Origin of the sequence: Nocardia vinacea (assembly GCF_035920345.1) — a bacterium.
Lineage (GTDB): Bacteria > Actinomycetota > Actinomycetes > Mycobacteriales > Mycobacteriaceae > Nocardia > Nocardia vinacea_A.
This window is the reverse complement of the sequence record NZ_CP109149.1, coordinates 5327413-5345878: the sequence shown is the minus strand read 5'-3', so window position 1 is coordinate 5345878 and position 18466 is coordinate 5327413. Positions and strand designations below refer to the sequence as shown.

Below are 18466 nucleotides of genomic sequence, written 5' to 3'. Positions count from 1 at the left end.
CTCGCGCGTTGCCCGGCGAGGAGATAGGCCGTGACCGCCGAAGCATGGTTTCCGACCGAAGGTGATCTGCACCTGCGGATCTGGATGTCCGGTGTGGTCTTCGACTACACCGCCACTGTGGCGGCGGTACACAATCTGATCCACGACTGGCGGCGAAAGCGCTGGTGCACAATCGAATTGATTCGCGAAACCGTCGAGGACTGCCGACTGCTACCGCGCCTGCCGTGCGAACGTTTATTCCTCGGGCCGTGACCAGCCGCGCCGAGAAGTTTTCCTGAAACACGAAGGGCCCGCAGGATCTGCGGGCCCTTCGTGGTGTCGGTGGGATCAGTCGGCCCACTTCTCCGGATGCAGGTAGTGCTGGGCGATCGCGGTGGCGTGGCCGTGGCCGAAGCCGTGCTCGGACGTCAGCCATTCGACGATTTCCTTGTGCGAGGCCAGATGCGACGCGCGCACGGCGGACTTCCACTCATCGATGGTGCGACCGTACTTGGCCTCGATCGACGGGAAGTAGGACGCGGGCCCCTTGGCCTTGGTCGTTGCCATGTTCGTCTCCTCTGTTGGTGCGCTCAGCGATGTGGACGGGGCCGATCGCCGAAATTCATCGGTGCTCAGTGCTTGTGGCGCTGCTCTGAAAACTAGCGCCGCTAGGTCTGTGAGCGACCATAATGGAGCCGCGTTAGTTTGTCTAGCGCTGCTAGAATTTTCGGTATGACCACGCAGAGCCGCAAAGAACGCGAACGAGCCGAACGACATCAGCGCATCATCGACACCGCACGTGAACTCGCCGAAACCTCGGGCTGGGAGGCGGTGACCGTGCGCCGCCTCGCCGAGAAGATCGAATACAGCCAGCCGGTGCTCTACAGCCACTTCGCCGGCAAGGCGGCGATCGTCACGGCCGTCGCCGAAGAAGGCATCGTCGATCTCACTGCACAGCTGCGCGAGCGGCGGGCCCGCGCGAAGACTCCGAGCGAGGCGCTCGAGGCCATGGTGCGCGGCTACCTCGACTTCGCGACCGAGAATCCGGCCCGATACGACGCGATGTTCGTCCTCGATACCGAACTCAACTTCGGCAACGACGCACCACAGGCGCTGCGCGACGCATTCGGCGAGATCCAGAGCGCGTACGCGCCGTTCGCGGGCGATTTCGATTTACAGGCGGGCACCGAGGTGGCCTGGAGCGCCCTGCACGGCATCGCCACCCTGGACCGCAGCGGTCGCCTGGTCGACGAGCTGCGCGAGGAGCGGATCCGGGTGCTGCTCGGCCAATGGACACATAAGGGAGTGAATGGGTGATCGATACCTCGCGCGGGTGACGGCACAGCCCGGGTCGACCCGGCAGAATCGAGGTATGCCCGATGTCGTCGTGGTCGGTTCTGGTCCCAACGGTCTCGCCGCGGCGGTGATCCTGGCGCGTGCCGGTCTCACCGTCGAGGTGTACGAGGCGCAGGCCACGGCGGGCGGCGGGAGCCGCACCGCCGAGTTGACGCTGCCCGGATATCGGCACGATGTCTGCGCCGGTGCGCATCCGATGGCATTGGCGTCGCCGTTCTTTCGCACCTTCGATCTTGCCGCGCACGGTGTCGAACTGCTCGCGCCCGAGGTGTCCTACGCGCATCCGCTCGACGGCGGGACGGCAGGGGTGGCCTGGCGCGATCTGGACCGCACCGCCGCTGGTCTCGGCCGTGACGGCGCCGCATGGCGTGCACTCTTCGAGCCGATGATCCGGCATTGGCAGCAGGTCGTGGAGTTCGCGATGTCGGATCTGCGCCGCCCGCCCGCCGACCTGCTGACCGGACTGCGCTTCGGACTGCGGGTGCTCGAGCAGGGGTCGCCCCTGTGGAACCTACGATTTCGCGAGCAGGCGGCACCTGCACTGCTGACCGGCGTTGCCACGCATGCGATTACACCGCCGCGCGCCATCCCCGCTGCCGGAGCGGGCATGCTGCTGGCGACACTCGCCCACGCCGGAGGCTGGGTGCTGCCACGCGGCGGCAGCCAGGCCATTCCGGATGCTTTGATCGCCGAACTCGAACGCCTCGGCGGCAAGGTCGTCACCGGGCACCGCGTCGAATCGCTCGACGAATTCGGTAGCGCGCGTGCGGTTGTGCTGGATACCGCGCCCGCCGAACTGCTGCGCATGGCGGGGGACCGGCTGCCGGATCATTACGCGAAGGGGTTGCGCCGCTTCCGTTATGGCGGCGCGGCCTGCAAGGTCGACTTCGCGCTGTCCGGACCGGTGCCGTGGCAGGCGCCGGGGTGTGAACTCGCCGGGACACTCCATCTGGTCGGCACCCGCGCCGAGGCAATGGCCGTCGAAAAGACCATCGCCGCAGGACAACACGCGGATCGTCCGTATGTTCTCGCCATCCAGCCGGGCGTGGTCGACTCGACGCGGGCACCGGCGGGCGGCCATACGCTCTACACCTACGCCCACGTCCCGAACGGTTCCACTCGCGACATCAGCGCCGCCGTCATCGCCCAGGTGGAACGCTTCGCCCCGGGCTTCACCGACCTGATCCTGGCCAAGAATGTTGTCACCGGCGCCGAAATGCCGACGCACAATGCCAACTACATCGGTGGCGATATCTCCGCGGGCGCGGTGACCCTGCGCCAGTTCGCCTTCCGACCGGTCCCGCGCTGGAACCCGTACGCCACACCACTACCCGGCGTCTACCTGTGCTCCGCGTCGACCCCGCCCGGTCCGGGAGTACACGGAATGTCCGGTGTGCATGCCGCACGGCACGTGCTGCGCAAGGAATTCGGAATCCACACCGACCCGAGAGATCTGCTGCGCGCCTCGCGCTGAATCAGGCAATCGTCGAATCAGCCCGCGGCGTCCGGTACAGGTCGGGTTCCAGATACATCACCCGCGCGGCGGGTACGGCCGCGCGCACCCTGGCTTCCGCAGCATCGATGGCCGCGGCGATATCCTCGATATCCAGATCGGGCACGATCGAGATCTTGGCCGCGACCAGGATCTCCTCCGGCCCGAGATACTGCGTCTTGAGGTGGATCACCCGGTCGATGCGCTTGCCGTCGACCAGGTTGGCGCGGATCGCCTTATCCTCTTCCGGCGTCGCGCCCTCACCGATCAGCAGGCTCTGCATCTCCACGATCAGGATCAGCGCGATAACGCCGAGCAGTGCGCCGATGGCGAGGGTGCCGATGCCGTCCCAGACCGGGTCATCGGTGAGAATGGTCAGCCCGACCGCCGCGAATGCGAAGACCAGACCGATCAGCGCGCCGGTGTCCTCCAACAGCACCACCGGCAGTTCCGGACTGCGCGAATTGCGGATGAACCGCCACCAGCTCGAATTGCCCTTGAGCGGGATGGATTCCCGCATCGCCGTCATGAAGCTGTAGCTCTCGAGGCAGATCGCGAGGAACAGGATGACGATCGCGACGATCGGATTGCTCAGCTCCTCCGGATGCTGAATCTTGTGGATGCCCTCGTAGATGGCATAGATCGAGCCCAGTGTGAACAGCACCAGCGCGACGATGAACGAGTAGAAGTAGCGATTGCGCCCGTATCCGAACGGGTGCAGTTCATCGGCATCCTGCGCGGCCCGGCGCTGACCGAGCAGCAGCAGCCCCTGGTTGGCGGTGTCCGCGACCGAGTGCACCGCCTCGGCCAGCATCGATCCGGAACCGGTGATGAACGCGCCGACGAACTTCGCCGCCGCGATCCCCGCGTTCGCCGACAATGCGGCGAGAATCGCCTTTTTGCCACCACCAGCCGACATTGGGTCAGGTCCTCCTGTGTCTGTTTTGCAGCCCCTGCGGCGCTGCCAACGGTCGCTCGTAAGACTCGCTCCGTTGTGGGCCCGTCAGAAGGCCGTCGAACGAACAGCCTAAGGCAGCATAGGAGCAGACTTGGCGGACAGGTCAGTTGCCGCCACCGACGCAGGCGCAGAACAACTGGGCGTCGCCGTCGACGGCCTGGGCGCGAATCTCGGTGTCGGCCGCCGATATCCACGCCGCCGCACCGCGTTCCAGCACCAGCTCGTTCTCCCCTTGCAACAGCCGCACCGTGCCCGTCGTGCACAGCACGATTCCCGGTCCCGCGGCTGTCAGCGGCACTTGCCCGGATCCCGCGGTCAGGTCGAACCGCCGCAGCGCGAACTCCGGCGCGGGTGTCCGATAGCGCACCGACCCGTCACCCGCCGGTTCCGGTAGCACCACCGGCAGATCGATCGGCTCGAAGTCCAGCACCCGCAGCAACTCCGGCACATCGACATGCTTGGGCGTGAGACCACCGCGCAGCACATTGTCGGAATTGGCCATGATCTCCACACCGAGTCCGCGCAGATATGCGTGCAGATTGCCCGCCGCGAGGAACAGTCCCTGTCCTGGTTCCAGCGTCAGCCGATTGAGCAGCAGTGCGGCCAGCACACCGGTGTCGCCCGGATATGCCTCGGCGAGTTCGAGTGTGGTGCGCGCCTCGGCGGTGAACTCCCGGGCGCCCTTCACCGAGAGATAGCGGACGCATCCGTCGAGCACCTGGGGGAGCAGTGTGCCGAGGACATTCTGCGGCAGCGTGATCCAGGTCGTGAACAGCGTCCGCAGTCCGGCCGAATCGGGTTGGGCGGCAAGCAGGTCCGCATATGAGCGCAGTCCCGGCACATCCAGTGCGCGCAATAGCTCGACCGTGCGACGTGGATCCCGGAATCCGGCCAGCGCCTCGAACCGGTCCAGCGCGACAACCAGTTCCGGCTTGTGGTTCTCGTCGCGATAGTTGCGCATCGGCGAATCCAGCGGCACCCGCGCGTGGTTCTCGCGCTCGAATCCGGCCCGCGCCTGCGCCGAACTCGGATGCGCCTGCAGCGATAGCGGTTCCTCGGCGGCCAGGATCTTCAACAGGAACGGCAGCCGCCCGCCGAATTCCGGTGCGGCGGCGCCGAGTTCACGCTCCGGATCGTCCGCGACCAATTCCAGCAGTGAGCGGGTGCTGTTCTCCAAGCGGACATACGCTGGATCGGCGGGATGCGCGCCGAACCACAGCTCCGCCTCCGGATGCGCGGAAGGGACCGGTCGGCCGCACAACTGAGCGAGTGCGGTGCGTGAACCCCAGGCATAGGAACGCAGCGCACCAACGAGTTCGTGCACTAGTAGTGTCCCCCGTCGAGCTGTTCCGTGGGCTGTGTCGCACCGCTGCGCGAGCCGATCAACCGCAGATAGGCGGCGGCCATCTCCAAGCGCAGCGCGAGCACCGCGAGTTGTTCGAGTTCGCTGGCATGGGCGATGGTGCCGGGCAGCGGCGCGCCCGAATCATCCACTCTGGCAGGCATGGGCGCGGCGGGATCGGTGAGTGAGGTGTGCAGCGGTTCGATATCCGCGCTCACCAGATCGGCGTCGACCAGACCCGATCCGTTGCCGCCGAAGACGGCGAGCCGGCGACGCGCCGCGGCCTGATCCAGATCCGCGCTGAGCACGAACACCCGGACGCGCTCCACCGGCGCTGGTCCGTCGAGTTCCTCGTCGTGGAACAGCGGATCGAAGTTGGGCGTGGATTCGCCTGCGGCCTCGACCATTCGGGGATTGGCAGCCACCGCCTCGGCCAGATCCACCGCGGTGGCAACCTTGCCCGCCGACTGCAACAGCACCTCGGCGCCGTGCTCGGCGAGTTCGTTGGCGGCCGGGGAGTCGCCGGCCAGCACGACGGCGCGCTGCTGCATGCGCGCGGCCAGCGTCTTGGCCGGATTGTGGAAGACCTCGTTGTGCGGGCCATCGCGCAATGCCTCGGCATCGAGCACATCGGCCAGCTCGGTCAGATCGGGTACGGCCGCGCCGGAGCGGGTCGGATCGACGATGCGCAGCACCGCGATACAGGCCGCGAGGAAGCGCAGCAGCCGATTGTGGTCCAGTACCGGAATCCGCGGCTCCAGCAGTGAGGTACGCCCGGCCGCAGCGGCCCGCAGCGGACCTTCGTGCGGCGCGGCGACCACAACCTCCGCGCCTCGGCGCTGTGCCCGGTCGACCGCATCGATCAGCCGGGGATCGCCCGCGTCGTCACCCGCGACGAGCACCACGTCCAGCGGGCCGACCCATGGCGGAAGGGCAGCGACCGGGACCACGGGTAGGCCGGCACGGTCGCCGAGTGCGGCGACGATCAGACTCGCGGCGCGAGCCGCCCGGCCCGAGCCGGAGACCAACACCACGCTGCGTGGCCGCAGATCCGCGAGGCGCGCGAGTGCGTGCTCACCGATTGCTGCCGCGGTCGCGCGTACCTGCGCGCCGCCGGATGCCGCAGAGCGCAGGGCGCCGCCGACATCGGCGGCCTCGAGCGAAGCGGCATCGTCGAGGTCGAGCACCGGTGTTCCAGCGATCATCGGGCGTCACACCTCCCCTCATCGCGCTGTGTGCGGTCCCGCCCTGCTCCCACCCGGGCTGTCGACTCGGAGGGATCGACACGGGCGCCCGGGTCGGGCGAATCCAACGTCTGTAATTCCACTATTCCAGTCAGGAGCGAACGATGCTCAGAATCGCGGTATCGGGCTGAGCCCTCCCCTTCCTCGGGCGTCGAATCGTGAGCCTGCGCGTCCATTCCGGCTGTGATTCCACTATCCCAGTCAGGACCGGACGATGCCCGGAATCTCGGTATCGGGCTGAGCCGTATACTTCCCCGCTCGCCGAATCCCGCGCGAGTGACTGCATTCCCATGTGATTCCACTATCCCAGTCAGGACCGGACGATGCCCAGAATCTCGGTCACGAGTGCGTCTACTTCCTCCGTCGACCGGGCCTCGACATTCAGCCGCAGCAACGGTTCGGTATTCGACGCGCGAAGATTGAACCAGGCGTCATCGGCGAGCTGGACGGTGACCCCGTCCAACCGGTCCACCGATATGGCCCGATCCCCGAATGCGTCCACTACAGCCATCGTCCGCTCCTTCGCGTCCGGCACTGTCGAGTTGATCTCTCCGGACGCCGCATATGTTTCGTACGACGACATGAGCTCCGAAATCGGCCGGTCCTTCTCGCCGAGCGCCGCGAGTACGTGCAGGGCCGCGAGCATGCCGGAATCGGCGCCCCAGAAATCGCGGAAGTAGTAGTGCGCGGAATGCTCACCGCCGAATACCGCGCCGGTGGCCGCCATCTCCTGCTTGATGAACGAATGCCCGACCCGGGTGCGCACCGGGCTGCCGCCGAGTTCGTGCACGAGTTCGGGTACCGCGTGCGAGGTGATCAGGTTGTGGATGATGACCGCGCCCGGTTCCTTGGCCAGCTCACGCTCGGCGACCAGCGCGGTGATCGCCGATGGCGAAATCGGATTGCCGTTCTCGTCCACCACAAAGCAGCGGTCGGCGTCGCCGTCGAAGGCGAGGCCGATATCGGCGCCGGACTTGCGGACCAGCTCCTGCAGATCCTCCAGATTCTTCGGATCGAGCGGATTGGCCTCGTGATTGGGGAACGAGCCGTCCAACTCGAAGTAGAGCGGCACCAGGGTCAGCTGCGCCACGGTGCCCAGCACCTCGGGCACGGTGTGCCCGCCCATGCCGTTGCCCGCGTCCACCGCGATGGTGAGCGGGCGGATATCGTCGAGATCGACCAGCCTGCGCAGGAACTTCGCGTAATCGGCCAGCAGATCGACTTTCGTGGCGCTGCCCGGCGTTCCGGCGTAGCCCGGTACCCCGTTGATCACCTCGTCCTTGATCGTCGCCAGACCGGTGTCCTGACCGACCGGAAGCGCCTTCGCGCGGCACAGCTTGATGCCGTTGTAGCGGGCCGGATTGTGGCTGGCGGTGAACATCGCGCCGGGACAATCGAGGTCACCCGAGGCGAAGTAGAGCTGATCGGTCGAGGCGAGTCCGATGTGCACCACATCGAGACCCTGGCCGAGTACGCCGTCGGCGAAGGTGGCGGCCAGTTCCGGGGAGGACTCGCGCATATCGTGTCCGATGACCACGCGGGTCGCGCCCTCGGCGCGCATCAATCGCGCGAACGCGGCCCCCACATCCTTGACGAATTCTCCGTCGATCTGTTCACCGACGACCCCGCGAACGTCATAAGCCTTGATCACCGCGTTCACGAATTCGGCAGAGCGGGCCACAGTCATGGTGACCACCCTAGTGGCTCGCGCCGACGCCCCTGACACGGTCCCGTCCCGACTGCTAGCTGGGCGGGTCCGGGAGTACTCGGAGGTGTCCGCGCCGGCCGGTGCGCGTGGCGCGCGGTGCGGGCGGGGCGTAATCGGAATAGCCACGCTGGTCGTGCTCCGGGGGACGGCGGCGCAGTCCGGCCTCGCGGACCGCTTCGGCCAATGCCGTCAGATCATCGTCATCCGGTGTGCTGGAAGAGAATCCGCCTTCGTGGCGAACCATCTCCCAACCCTTTGGTGCGGTGATGCGGGAAGCATGTGTTTCACACAGATCCCAGGAATGCGGTTCGGCCACCGTCGCCAGTGGCCCGACCACCGCGGTCGAGTCGGAGTACACGTAGGTGAGCGTCGCAACAGCGGGATTCTTGCAACCTGGTCGGCAGCAACGACGCATGGGGATCACGCCGATGAGAGTAACGCGCTCGACGTTCCGATGTGCTCAGACACGCTAAGGATTCGGCGTTTTCGGGCGAGTTCACCCCGCTCGGCGGTGTGTTCGTCACGCGCCTTCGGGATCGATGATGTCCGGATCGACGCCGAGATAGGTGGCGATCTGTTGGACGAGGACCTCGCGCAGTAGATCGACCAGATCGTCGGGATCGCCGGCGCGTAGTTCGAGTGGCTTGCGGAACAACACAACTCGGGCGCGGGTGGCCACGCCGTGCCGGTCCACGCCGGCCGGAATGAGTCGCGAGAGCGGCACCGGTCCGTCGGCCACCACCTCGTCCGGCCAGGTGACCGAATCCGGGTGCAGCGGACGGATTTTCGGCACATCGTCGACCGCGATATCGAGCTTGGTGAGTCGATCGTGCCACCGGGTGTCCAAGGGCGCGAAGGCCTCCAGGACCAGCCGGTCGAACTGCTGCCCCCTGGTGCGCCAGGCCGGCACCGTCGGTGGGAGCATCGGCCCGCGCACCCCGCGTCCACGACGGATCACCGATCGTGCGGTCGGTGGACGACGATTACGTGAACGGGCCATGACTAAAACTTAGTCAGCCCGCCTCTGCTATGCGCACCCGAGGCGGGCCGACGCGAAGTTCTAGCCGATGCCGCGCTTCAGGCGGCGCCGCTCCCGTTCGGAGAGGCCGCCCCAGATGCCGAAGCGTTCATCGTGTGCGAGCGCGTACTCCAGGCACTCGTCGCGTACCTCGCAGCCCATGCAGATCCGTTTGGCCTCACGGGTCGAGCCGCCCTTCTCGGGGAAGAACGCCTCCGGATCGGTCTGTGCGCACAGGGCACGTTCCTGCCACTGCTCCTCGATCGATTCGAACATCTCGTCGAAGCCCGTCACGACCAAGCTGAGCCGGGGTGCTGTCACTCCGTCGGTCATCTCAGGCTCGATCCGGTCCGGTTCGATCCGACCGATCTCTGCGCAGACGCCACGTGCTGCGCCTGCTGTGGAATCGGTTTGCGATACGCCGCCCGGCATGCCCGAAGGGGCCAGCTCATTGGCCATCGCTCCGCCTCCTCACTGTGTGTTAGCGCAGATTGATTCTTTCCGTCGGACCAACACGCACACCGACGGCCGTACCCCGCGACGTTGTCCCGCGGACATCCCCGAGCTTGCCACCTCGGTGCGAACATGTGTTCGAAAACCTGTCCGCGCGTTCAACTCTCGCGCGAACCCGAAATGACATGACTGTGATTAGACACGCCGAACGTGTCGATGGTCAAGCCGCCGTCGCAATTCCGTTACTATCCGCTACCGCTTTCCGTAGCTGATCTTGAACACGGAATAGCAAATGACCGGCAAATACAGTGCGAACCGCGGCCGCTCCGGCAGCGCATAGGCTGTGTCGATGTGACTCCACAACAAGCGGACACCGCACCCGCAAGTGGGCCCAAGATCGCCGTCCTGGTGGGCGGGGTCGGCGGCGCGCGCTTCCTTCAGGGCGTCCGGGAACTACTGCCCGATGCGGATGTTTCCGCCATCGTCAATGTCGGTGACGACGTCTGGATGCACGGCCTCCGGATCTGCCCCGACCTCGATACCTGCATGTACACCCTCGGCGGCGGAATTGATACCGAACGCGGTTGGGGCCGGGTCGCCGAAACCTGGCACGCCAAGGAAGAACTGGCCAAATATCATGCCCAACCCGATTGGTTCGGTTTGGGGGATCGCGATATCGCGACGCACTTGGTTCGGACCGAAATGCTGCGTGCCGGGTACCCGCTATCCGCGGTCACCGAGGCGTTGTGCAACCGGTGGCAGCCGGGCGTAAAACTCATCCCGGCTACCGACGATCGTTGCGAAACACATGTCGTTGTCAGTGACCCGGACAACCCTGGCGAACGCCGCGCGATCCATTTCCAAGAGTGGTGGGTTCGCTACCGCGCGGACATCGAGACGCACGGATTCGCCACAATTGGGGCCGATGACGCCAAACCGGCGCCAAATGTGACACAGATCATATCCGAGGCCGACGCGGTGCTACTGGCCCCGTCCAACCCCGTGGTGAGCATCGGCGCCATCCTCGCGGTGCCCGGCATTCGCGGCGCACTGCGCACCACCGAGGCCAAGGTGATCGGCATCTCGGGCGTGATCGACGGAAAGCCGCTGCGCGGCATGGCCGATGAATGCCTCTCGGTGATCGGCGTGGAAACCACCGCCGAGGCGATCGGGCGCTACTACGGTGCGCGCTCGGCCACCGGCATCCTGGACGGATGGCTGATCCACAGCACCGATACCGCGGATGTGCCCGGTGTCGAAGTGCGCAGCGTGCCGCTATTGATGACCGATCCGCCGACCACCGCCGAAATGGTGCGGGAGGCGCTCGACCTGGCCGGCGTGAGCGAGCGCAGCGAGCGAACCAAAGACACAGCGCCGCCGGTCATGGCGGCACCGAGCGTCGGCGAGGTGAAGCCATGAGCAGTACGCAAGAGCCATTGACGGAACCAGCCGATCACGCAGCGGGGGAGTTGCGGATCCTGCCGATCACCGGGCTGCCGGAATTCCGGCCCGGCGACGATCTCGCCGAACATATCGCCGCCGCCGCGCCCTGGTTGGTCGACGGCGACATCCTGGTCGTCACGAGCAAGATCGTCGCCAAGGTCGAGGGCCGCATCGTCGAGGCGCCGCTGGATCCGGAGGAGCGTGATACCGCGCGCCGCGCGCTGGTGGAGCAGGAGGCGGTGCGCGTACTCGCGCGCAAGGGGCGCACGCTGATCACCGAGAACAAGCTCGGCATCGTGCAGGCCGCTTCCGGGGTGGACGGATCCAATGTCGAGCAGGGTGAGCTCGTGTTGCTGCCATCGGATCCGGATGGGAGTGCGAAGGCGTTGCGCACCGCGCTGTCCGGGCGCCTCGGGGTGGACGTCGCGGTGGTCGTCACCGACACCATGGGCCGGGCCTGGCGCAATGGACAGACCGACACCGCCATCGGCGCCGCCGGATTGCGGGTGCTGCACGACTATGCGGGCGCGGTCGACGGGCAGGGTAATGAACTGCAGGTCACCCAGGTGGCGGTGGCCGACGAATTGGCCGCCGCCGCAGATCTGGTGAAGGGCAAGCTCGGTGGTGTCCCGGTCGCGGTGGTGCGCGGGCTGCCGGTCACCGATGACGGCTCCTGTGCCGCGGATCTGCTGCGCGGCGGCACCGATGACCTGTTCTGGCTCGGCACGGCCGAGGCGATCGAGCAGGGGCGCTCCGAGGCGTTGCTGCTGCGTCGCTCGATCCGTCAATTCGCCGATACTCCAGTCGATCCCGAACGCATCCGCGCCGCGGTGGCGAAGGCGCTCACCGCGCCCGCGCCGCATCACACCCGTCCGGTGCGCTTCGTCTGGGTCCGCAAGCCTGGTCTGCGCGCGCAACTGTTGGAGGCCATGGCCGAGCGGTGGCGGGCCGATCTCACCGCGGACGGTCTCGATCCGGAGCGGGTGGAACGTCGCATCGCCCGCGGCCGCATCCTGCACGACGCACCCGAGGTGATCATCCCGTTCTGCGTGCCCGATGGCGCACATGACTATCCGGATGAGCGGCGGCGCGGCAACGAACGCACCATGTTCACCGTCGCGGTCGGCGCGGCGGTACAGGGGCTGCTCGTCGCGCTGGCCACCGAGGGCATCGGCAGCTGCTGGATCGGCTCGACCATCTTCGCGCCGGAGACCACCCGCGAGGTTCTCGGCCTTGCCGACGACTGGAACCCCCTGGGCGCCATTGCGATCGGCCACCCCCTCGAAGAACTCACCCCACGTCCGGTCTTCGGCCCGGGCCCCGGCCTGGTTGAACTGTGAGCGAGCGCCTGCGAGTGAACCATGGGCACAGTGCGCCCCCGCGCACGACGGAGCCGAGCGTCAGCGAGGCGCATTCGTGAGCGCGAGTTCGCTGCGCGCCTCGGCAACCCAGTTACTGGAGACGTGGAAGGCGACGGGGGTCGATGCCTCGCTGCGCGAGGCGATGCTGGCCTTCCTCGGATCCGCGCCGCGCGGGTGTCTGCGCGAGCACGCACCCGGTCACATCACGGCCTCTGCCGTCGTCTTTTCGCACGACGAGCGCGAGGTGCTGCTGACGCTGCACCCGCGGGTCGGCCGTTGGATCCAACTCGGCGGCCACTGCGAGGAGGGTGACGAGACGGTGGCCGACGCGGCGCTGCGGGAGGCGACCGAGGAGTCCGGCATGACGGGCCTGCGCATGGAGGCCGAACTCTATGGTGCGCAGGCCCATCCGATCACCTGCTCGCTCGGCGTCCCGACCCGCCACCTCGACCTGCTGTTCCGCATCGTCGCGCCGCCCGGTGCGGTCCCGATCCGCAGCCATGAATCCACCGATCTGCGCTGGTGGCCGGTCGACGCACTCCCCGACAACGCCGACGTCCTGCTTCGCTGAATCTGCACAGATCGATCGCCGCGTCATCCCACATTCGATGGGATGACGCGGCGATCGTCGTATCGGGCGTGCTGCGGTGTCCGATTTGCCGTTTCCGCCAGTCTTTACAAATTCATAAATTTGTCTAGACAGAAGACAAGTTGATCTCTAATGTCCAAGTAAGTGGTACTGCACATCACATGTGATGTGCCGCTTGGATGAGGAGACAACGATGTCCACGGAAACCCATGCGCCTGGCCGCCCGGCCGCAGCGACCGATTGGCGCGACCGCAAGCGATACATGTGGCTGTGGGGGTTGTTCGCGCCGACCGGCCTTTTCACCATCGGCCTTCCGCTGGTCTGGGCATTCAACGAATTCGGCTGGCACAGGCTGGCCCAAGTGCCGTTCTGGCTGGGCCCGGTGCTGGTCTATGTGGTGATCCCGCTGGCCGATATCTTCTTCGGCCCGGATGGCGACAATCCGCCCGACGAGGTGATGGAGTACCTGGAGAACGACAAGTACTACCGCTATCTCACCTACCTCTACCTGCCGTTCCAGTACGCGACGCTGATCTTGGGGTGCTACCTGATCACGGCGGACAACCTGAGCTGGCTCGGCATCGACGGCGGGCTGCACATCGTCGACAAGATCGGCCTGGCCATCACCATCGGCATGATCGGCGGCATCGGCATCAATACCGCGCACGAACTCGGCCACAAGAAGGTCGATCTGGAGCGCTGGCTGTCGCGCATCGCCCTGGCCCAGTCCTTCTACGGCCACTTCTATATCGAGCACAACCGCGGCCATCACGTGCGTGTCGCGACGCCCGAGGATCCCGCGAGTTCCCGTGTCGGCGAATCGTTCTGGGCCTTCTGGCCGCGCACGGTGTGGGGCAGCTTCATCTCCTCGTGGCGGCTGGAGCAGACCCGGCTGGATCGACTGGGCAAGAAGTCGTGGAGTCTGCGGAACGAAGTGCTCAGCGCCTGGCTGATGTCGGTGGTGTTGTTCGCGGTCCTGCTCGCGGTGTTCGGAATCGGTCTGCTGCCGTATCTGATCCTGCAGGCGGTAGTCGGCTTCAGCCTGCTGGAGGCGGTCAACTACCTCGAGCACTACGGTCTGGTCCGCCAGCGCACCGCATCCGGTCGGTACGAGCGGCCCGCCCCCGTGCACAGTTGGAACAGCGACCACATCGTCACCAATATCTTCCTGTACCACCTGCAGCGGCACAGTGATCACCACGCGTACCCGACCCGCCGATATCAGACGCTGCGCAGTTGGGACGGTGCGCCGAATCTGCCGAGCGGCTATGCCAGCATGATCCTGCTCGCCTACTTCCCGCCGCTGTGGCGGCGCGTGATGGACAAGCGGGTGCTCGCGCATTACGGCGGCGATATCACCCGCGCCAATATCCATCCGGCCAAGCGGGACAAGGTGATCGCGCGCTACGGCACGGCCGCATCGGAGGCGTGACCATGAGCGAGCGAAGCGAGCGAATCATGTGCCAGCGCGCATTGCGCATGCCGGAGCCGAGCGCCAGCGAGGCGCAGGCATGAGCAGATTTCGTTGTCCCGTTTGCGATTACGTCTACGACGAGCTGAAAGGCGCACCGCACGAAGGGTTTCCGGCGGGCACGGGGTGGGAAAAGATACCCGACGACTGGTGCTGTCCGGACTGCGGCGTGCGCGAGAAGATCGACTTCGAACCGATGGGGGTTCCCAAATGAGTGAATACAAACTGTTTCAATGCATCCAGTGCGGCTTCGAGTACGACGAGGCCAAGGGCTGGCCGGAGGACGGAATCGAGCCGGGCACCCGTTGGGACGACATTCCGGACGATTGGACCTGCCCGGACTGCGGCGCCGCCAAGGCCGACTTCTACATGGTCGAGATCGAACGGTCGTGAATTTTGACTGCGGCAACCGCCCGTGACAACCTCGCGGGTATGCCGCGCAACGGACCCAGAGTTTCCTATCAGGAGGCGGCGCGGGAACTCCTGCGCACCTCCGTCCTGGATTCGATGCGCGAGCTGCTCACCGAGCGGGACTGGTCCAAGATCACCCTCGGTGATGTGGCCACCCGCGCCGGTGTCAGCAGACAGACCCTCTACAACGAATTCGGTTCGCGCGCCGGGCTTGCGCAGTCCTATGCGCTGCGCCTGGCCGACGATCTGGTCGATCATGTCGGCTCCGCGATCGACGGCAATATCGGCGACGCGCGCGCCGCATTCGAAGAGGGGCTACGCGATTTCTTCCAGGCGGCTGCCGCCGACCCGCTGGTCCAGTCGCTGGTCGCCGGTGAGGTGAAGCTGGATCTGTTGCGGCTCATCACCCTTGATGCCGAGCCGTTGCTCGAACATGCGACCGCTCGGCTGTCCATCGCATTCGAGCACAGCTGGGTGCAGGCGACTGCCGTCGAATCCGACGTGCTGGCACAGGCTTTGGTGCGTATCGCGCTGAGCTACATCCCGACCCCACCCGCGGCCGGGCGCAATGCGCCCGCCGAATTGAGTGCCGTTTTCAGTCCGTACGTCGAGGCGATTCTCGCCGCGCGCGAACGGCACTGATCCCAGCGCTGGGAAATTGACCGTTTGCGGCGAGTATGCCCTGATCATGGCTACATGTGAGGGTGCTTAAAAACCAACCGCCACGCATGTAACGGTTGACATCTTTCGGCGCCGAGCTGCTGTGTAACGGACGTAAGGTCTGTATGTATTGTCATGCGTCGGAGTTAGGGTACTTATTTAGCGGGGCAAACGTGCAAACGGTTGGCAAACCGGCGGGGTCGCCCGACCCTAAACGCCATCTGTGGGTTCTCGGCCTGATCGCTCCTGCGATCGCGTTGTTGCCGTCGCAGCTGGTCTTGCGTACCGGCGCTCCGGTCTTCTGGTGGATCGGGCCGATCATCGTATTGATCGTCATCCCGGTGCTGGACTGGGTCGTCGGTGTGGACGGCACCAATCCGCGCGACGAGGATTACGAGTTGCTGTCCAACGATCGGTACTACCGGTGGTGCACCTATCTGTTCCTGCCGGTTCAGTTGGTCGGTCTGGTCATCGCCGCCGTCATGTGGTCGGGCGACGAGCTGGCCGTGGTCGACAAGCTCGGGCTGGCAGCGACTCTCGGGTTCGTCAGCGGTATCGGCATCAACGCGGCGCATGAACTCGGGCATCGGGTCGAACATCTGGAGCGCTGGTTGGCCAAGATTTCGCTCGCGCAATCCGGATACGGACACTTCTTCGTCGAGCACAACCGCGGCCATCACGCGCGGGTGGCGACGCCGGAGGATCCCGCCAGCGCCAGGATGGGCGAATCACTCTGGGAGTTCTTGCCGCGCAGCGTTTCCGGCGGATACCGCTCCGCCATCCGGCTCGAACGCGAGCGCCTCACCCGCAAGGGCAAACGCTGGTTCAGCCTGGACAACCAAGTCCTGCAGGCGTGGGCGATGAGCGTGGTGCTGTTCGGCACGCTGCTGGCGGTCTTCGGCTGGCACGTGCTGCCGTATCTGGCGCTGCAGGCGGTGATCGGTGTCGTGCTGCTGGAGACGGTGAACTACATCGAGCACTATGGGCTGCTGCGGGCCCGCCGACCCAATGGCCTCTACGTGCGCTGCTCGCCGCGCGATAGCTGGAACAGCGACCATCTGGTCACCAACATCTTCCTGTTCCATCTGCAGCGGCACAGCGATCACCACGCGAATCCGGGGCGCCGGTACCAGACCCTGCGCAGTTCGATGCAGGCGCCGCAGCTGCCCGCTGGATACCTGTCCATGATCGCGTTCGCGGCCATCCCGCCGCTGTGGCGGCACATCATGGATCACCGCGTACTGGCCCATTACGGCGGCGACATCACCCTCGCGAATATCCAGCCGCGTAAGCGTCGTCGGATCCTGATGTCCTATGGCGTGACCGCGTAATCCGGCGGGTGCGCTCAGCGGTTAGCCTTAACCCGGTACTGACGAACCAGGAGAGGCTGATAGAGGCAGATGACGACCTCAGAACTTCCCGCACGCACGTCCCTGACCGCCGATGTCCGCAACGGCATCGATTACAAGGTGGCGGACCTGTCGCTGGCCGAATTCGGTCGCAAGGAGATCCGCCTCGCCGAGCACGAGATGCCCGGTCTGATGGCGCTGCGCCGCGAGTACGCGGAGGTGCTGCCGCTGCGGGGTGCGCGCATCTCCGGTTCGCTGCACATGACCATTCAGACCGCCGTGCTGATCGAGACGCTGACCGCGCTGGGCGCCGAGGTCCGCTGGGCCTCCTGCAACATCTTCTCCACCCAGGACCACGCCGCGGCCGCGGTCGTCGTCGGACCGCACGGCACCGTGGACGAGCCCAAGGGCACCCCGGTCTTCGCCTGGAAGGGCGAGACCCTGGAGGAATACTGGTGGGCCGCCGAGCAGATGCTGACCTGGCCGGGCGAGCCGGCCAATATGATCCTCGACGACGGCGGTGACGCCACCATGCTCGTGCTGCGCGGCGCGCAGTTCGAGAAGGCGGGTCTGGTGCCGCCGGAGGACGAGGACCACTCGGCCGAGTACAAGGTCTTCCTGAACCTGCTGCGCGAGCGCTTCGAAACCGATAAGACCAAGTGGGGCAAGATCGCCGCATCGGTGCAGGGCGTCACCGAGGAAACCACCACCGGCGTGCTGCGGCTCTACCAGTTCGCGGCGGCGGGTGAGTTGGTGTTCCCGGCGATCAACGTCAACGACTCGGTCACCAAGTCCAAGTTCGACAACAAGTACGGCACCCGCCACTCGCTCATCGACGGAATCAACCGGGGCACCGACGTTTTGATCGGTGGCAAGAAGGTGCTGATCTGCGGCTACGGCGACGTCGGCAAGGGCTGCGCGGAATCGCTTGCGGGACAGGGCGCCCGGGTGCAGGTCACCGAAATCGATCCGATCAACGCGCTGCAGGCGCTGATGGACGGCTACGACGTCGTCACCGTGCAGCAGGCAATCGGCCAGGCCGATATCGTCATCACCTCGACCGGCAACAAGGACATCATCACCCTCGATCATATGAAGGCGATGAAAGACCAGGCCATCCTCGGCAATATCGGTCACTTCGACAACGAGATCGATATGGCGGCGCTGGAGCGTTCCGGCGCAACGAAATTGAATATCAAGCCGCAGGTCGACCTGTGGACGTTCAAGGAGTCCGGCAAGTCCATCATCGTGCTGTCCGAGGGGCGGCTGCTGAATCTCGGCAACGCGACCGGACATCCGTCGTTCGTGATGTCGAACAGCTTCTCCAATCAGGTGATCGCGCAGATCGAACTGTGGACCAAGCCGGAGGAGTACGACAACGAGGTCTACCGCCTGCCCAAGCATCTGGACGAGAAGGTCGCGCGCATCCACGTCGAGGCGCTCGGCGGCACGCTGACCAAGCTCACCAAGGATCAGGCCGAGTACATCGGCGTCGACGTCGAGGGCCCGTACAAGCCCGATCACTACCGCTACTGAGCCACCGCAGGTAGCGCCGAAAAGGCCTGTGCCCCGCCGACCGAACCCGGTCGGCGGGGCGCTGTCGTCAGGTGTCGTGGCCTGGCGGTAGCCTGC

At 65.8% G+C, this 18466-nt stretch carries 20 protein-coding genes; 12 read left to right on the top strand and 8 right to left on the bottom strand.

The window, feature by feature from the left end; translation table 11 throughout:
* The first annotated feature begins 30 nt into the window (after positions 1 to 30).
* Complete coding sequence (locus tag OIE68_RS24475) at positions 31 to 252, top strand: hypothetical protein (protein WP_327093440.1); 222 nt, start codon at positions 31 to 33, stop codon at positions 250 to 252.
* A gap of 75 nt (positions 253 to 327) precedes the next feature.
* On the opposite strand, the gene OIE68_RS24470 is transcribed toward OIE68_RS24475, so the two are convergent.
* A complete protein-coding gene (locus OIE68_RS24470) occupies positions 328 to 546 on the bottom strand; it encodes a DUF4287 domain-containing protein (protein ID WP_327093439.1) in 219 nt (72 codons plus the stop codon).
* Positions 547 to 711: 165 nt separating this feature from the next.
* Between OIE68_RS24470 and OIE68_RS24465 the strand changes: the two genes are divergently transcribed.
* Both OIE68_RS24465 and OIE68_RS24460 read left to right on the top strand, forming a co-directional pair.
* The gene (locus OIE68_RS24465; RefSeq protein ID WP_327093438.1) at positions 712 to 1296 is read left to right on the top strand and encodes a TetR/AcrR family transcriptional regulator; all 585 of its coding nucleotides are present in this window, start codon (positions 712 to 714) and stop codon (positions 1294 to 1296) included.
* 55 nt (positions 1297 to 1351) lie between these two features.
* Positions 1352 to 2809, top strand: coding sequence for an NAD(P)/FAD-dependent oxidoreductase (locus tag OIE68_RS24460; protein ID WP_327093437.1), 1458 nt, complete (start codon positions 1352 to 1354; stop codon positions 2807 to 2809).
* Between the two features lies 1 nt (position 2810).
* Here the strand turns inward: OIE68_RS24460 and OIE68_RS24455 are convergent, their stop codons facing one another.
* From OIE68_RS24455 to OIE68_RS24425, 7 genes are all read right to left on the bottom strand, one after another.
* A complete protein-coding gene (locus OIE68_RS24455) occupies positions 2811 to 3746 on the bottom strand; it encodes a cation diffusion facilitator family transporter (protein WP_327093436.1) in 936 nt (311 codons plus the stop codon).
* A gap of 142 nt (positions 3747 to 3888) precedes the next feature.
* On the bottom strand, positions 3889 to 5109 hold the full coding sequence (gene manA / locus OIE68_RS24450; protein WP_327093435.1) for a mannose-6-phosphate isomerase, class I: 1221 nt from the start codon (positions 5107 to 5109) through the stop codon (positions 3889 to 3891).
* Positions 5109 to 6332, bottom strand: a complete 1224-nt coding sequence (locus OIE68_RS24445) for a tobH protein (protein WP_327093434.1) — start codon at positions 6330 to 6332, stop codon at positions 5109 to 5111. The genes manA and OIE68_RS24445 overlap by 1 nt, the downstream gene beginning before the upstream one ends.
* A 349-nt stretch (positions 6333 to 6681) precedes the next feature.
* The gene (locus OIE68_RS24440) at positions 6682 to 8052 is read right to left on the bottom strand and encodes a phosphomannomutase/phosphoglucomutase (RefSeq protein WP_327101786.1); all 1371 of its coding nucleotides are present in this window, start codon (positions 8050 to 8052) and stop codon (positions 6682 to 6684) included.
* Positions 8053 to 8113: 61 nt separating this feature from the next.
* Positions 8114 to 8494 carry a DUF3499 domain-containing protein gene (locus OIE68_RS24435; protein WP_083898166.1) on the bottom strand — a complete coding sequence of 127 codons (381 nt, stop codon included), beginning with the start codon at positions 8492 to 8494 and terminating at the stop codon, positions 8114 to 8116.
* Positions 8495 to 8599: 105 nt separating this feature from the next.
* A complete protein-coding gene (locus OIE68_RS24430; RefSeq protein ID WP_169338101.1) occupies positions 8600 to 9079 on the bottom strand; it encodes a metallopeptidase family protein in 480 nt (159 codons plus the stop codon).
* Positions 9080 to 9139: 60 nt separating this feature from the next.
* Positions 9140 to 9373, bottom strand: coding sequence for a WhiB family transcriptional regulator (locus OIE68_RS24425; RefSeq protein ID WP_029901515.1), 234 nt, complete (start codon positions 9371 to 9373; stop codon positions 9140 to 9142).
* 528 nt (positions 9374 to 9901) lie between these two features.
* Between OIE68_RS24425 and cofD the strand changes: the two genes are divergently transcribed.
* The 9 genes from cofD (at position 9902) to ahcY (ending at position 18370) form a co-directional block, all read left to right on the top strand.
* Positions 9902 to 10969 (top strand): 2-phospho-L-lactate transferase, encoded by a 1068-nt coding sequence (gene cofD / locus OIE68_RS24420; protein WP_327093433.1) that lies wholly within the window; start codon positions 9902 to 9904, stop codon positions 10967 to 10969.
* Positions 10966 to 12333, top strand: coding sequence for a coenzyme F420-0:L-glutamate ligase (locus tag OIE68_RS24415; protein WP_327093432.1), 1368 nt, complete (start codon positions 10966 to 10968; stop codon positions 12331 to 12333). The genes cofD and OIE68_RS24415 overlap by 4 nt, the downstream gene beginning before the upstream one ends.
* Positions 12334 to 12409: 76 nt before the next feature.
* A complete protein-coding gene (locus OIE68_RS24410) occupies positions 12410 to 12925 on the top strand; it encodes an NUDIX hydrolase (RefSeq protein ID WP_327093431.1) in 516 nt (171 codons plus the stop codon).
* 211 nt (positions 12926 to 13136) lie between these two features.
* On the top strand, positions 13137 to 14375 hold the full coding sequence (locus OIE68_RS24405; protein WP_327093430.1) for an alkane 1-monooxygenase: 1239 nt from the start codon (positions 13137 to 13139) through the stop codon (positions 14373 to 14375).
* Positions 14376 to 14454: 79 nt separating this feature from the next.
* Positions 14455 to 14628: a rubredoxin gene (locus tag OIE68_RS24400; RefSeq protein WP_327093429.1), complete on the top strand. Its 174-nt coding sequence runs from the start codon at positions 14455 to 14457 to the stop codon at positions 14626 to 14628.
* Complete coding sequence (locus tag OIE68_RS24395; protein WP_062984220.1) at positions 14625 to 14807, top strand: rubredoxin; 183 nt, start codon at positions 14625 to 14627, stop codon at positions 14805 to 14807. Before OIE68_RS24400 ends, OIE68_RS24395 begins: the two co-directional genes overlap by 4 nt.
* A gap of 39 nt (positions 14808 to 14846) precedes the next feature.
* Complete coding sequence (locus OIE68_RS24390; protein ID WP_327101785.1) at positions 14847 to 15467, top strand: TetR/AcrR family transcriptional regulator; 621 nt, start codon at positions 14847 to 14849, stop codon at positions 15465 to 15467.
* Positions 15468 to 15745: 278 nt separating this feature from the next.
* On the top strand, positions 15746 to 16816 hold the full coding sequence (locus OIE68_RS24385) for an alkane 1-monooxygenase (RefSeq protein WP_327093428.1): 1071 nt from the start codon (positions 15746 to 15748) through the stop codon (positions 16814 to 16816).
* A 69-nt stretch (positions 16817 to 16885) separates the two neighbouring features.
* A complete protein-coding gene (ahcY, locus tag OIE68_RS24380; protein WP_327093427.1) occupies positions 16886 to 18370 on the top strand; it encodes an adenosylhomocysteinase in 1485 nt (494 codons plus the stop codon).
* The last annotated feature ends 96 nt before the right edge of the window (positions 18371 to 18466 follow it).

Excerpts from the sequence above, each read along its gene's own strand:
- OIE68_RS24470 (WP_327093439.1), bottom strand. The coding sequence starts at position 546 with ATGGCAACGACCAAGGCCAAGGGGCCCGCGTCCTACTTCCCGTCGATC.
- OIE68_RS24465 (WP_327093438.1), top strand. The coding sequence starts at position 712 with ATGACCACGCAGAGCCGCAAAGAACGCGAACGAGCCGAACGACATCAG.
- OIE68_RS24460 (WP_327093437.1), top strand. The coding sequence starts at position 1,352 with ATGCCCGATGTCGTCGTGGTCGGTTCTGGTCCCAACGGTCTCGCCGCG.
- OIE68_RS24455 (WP_327093436.1), bottom strand. The coding sequence starts at position 3,746 with ATGTCGGCTGGTGGTGGCAAAAAGGCGATTCTCGCCGCATTGTCGGCG.
- OIE68_RS24445 (WP_327093434.1), bottom strand. The coding sequence starts at position 6,332 with ATGATCGCTGGAACACCGGTGCTCGACCTCGACGATGCCGCTTCGCTC.
- OIE68_RS24435 (WP_083898166.1), bottom strand. The coding sequence starts at position 8,494 with ATGCGTCGTTGCTGCCGACCAGGTTGCAAGAATCCCGCTGTTGCGACG.
- OIE68_RS24430 (WP_169338101.1), bottom strand. The coding sequence starts at position 9,079 with ATGGCCCGTTCACGTAATCGTCGTCCACCGACCGCACGATCGGTGATC.
- OIE68_RS24425 (WP_029901515.1), bottom strand. The coding sequence starts at position 9,373 with ATGTTCGAATCGATCGAGGAGCAGTGGCAGGAACGTGCCCTGTGCGCA.
- OIE68_RS24415 (WP_327093432.1), top strand. The coding sequence starts at position 10,966 with ATGAGCAGTACGCAAGAGCCATTGACGGAACCAGCCGATCACGCAGCG.
- OIE68_RS24405 (WP_327093430.1), top strand. The coding sequence starts at position 13,137 with ATGTCCACGGAAACCCATGCGCCTGGCCGCCCGGCCGCAGCGACCGAT.
- OIE68_RS24400 (WP_327093429.1), top strand. The coding sequence starts at position 14,455 with ATGAGCAGATTTCGTTGTCCCGTTTGCGATTACGTCTACGACGAGCTG.
- OIE68_RS24395 (WP_062984220.1), top strand. The coding sequence starts at position 14,625 with ATGAGTGAATACAAACTGTTTCAATGCATCCAGTGCGGCTTCGAGTAC.
- OIE68_RS24390 (WP_327101785.1), top strand. The coding sequence starts at position 14,847 with ATGCCGCGCAACGGACCCAGAGTTTCCTATCAGGAGGCGGCGCGGGAA.
- ahcY (WP_327093427.1), top strand. The coding sequence starts at position 16,886 with ATGACGACCTCAGAACTTCCCGCACGCACGTCCCTGACCGCCGATGTC.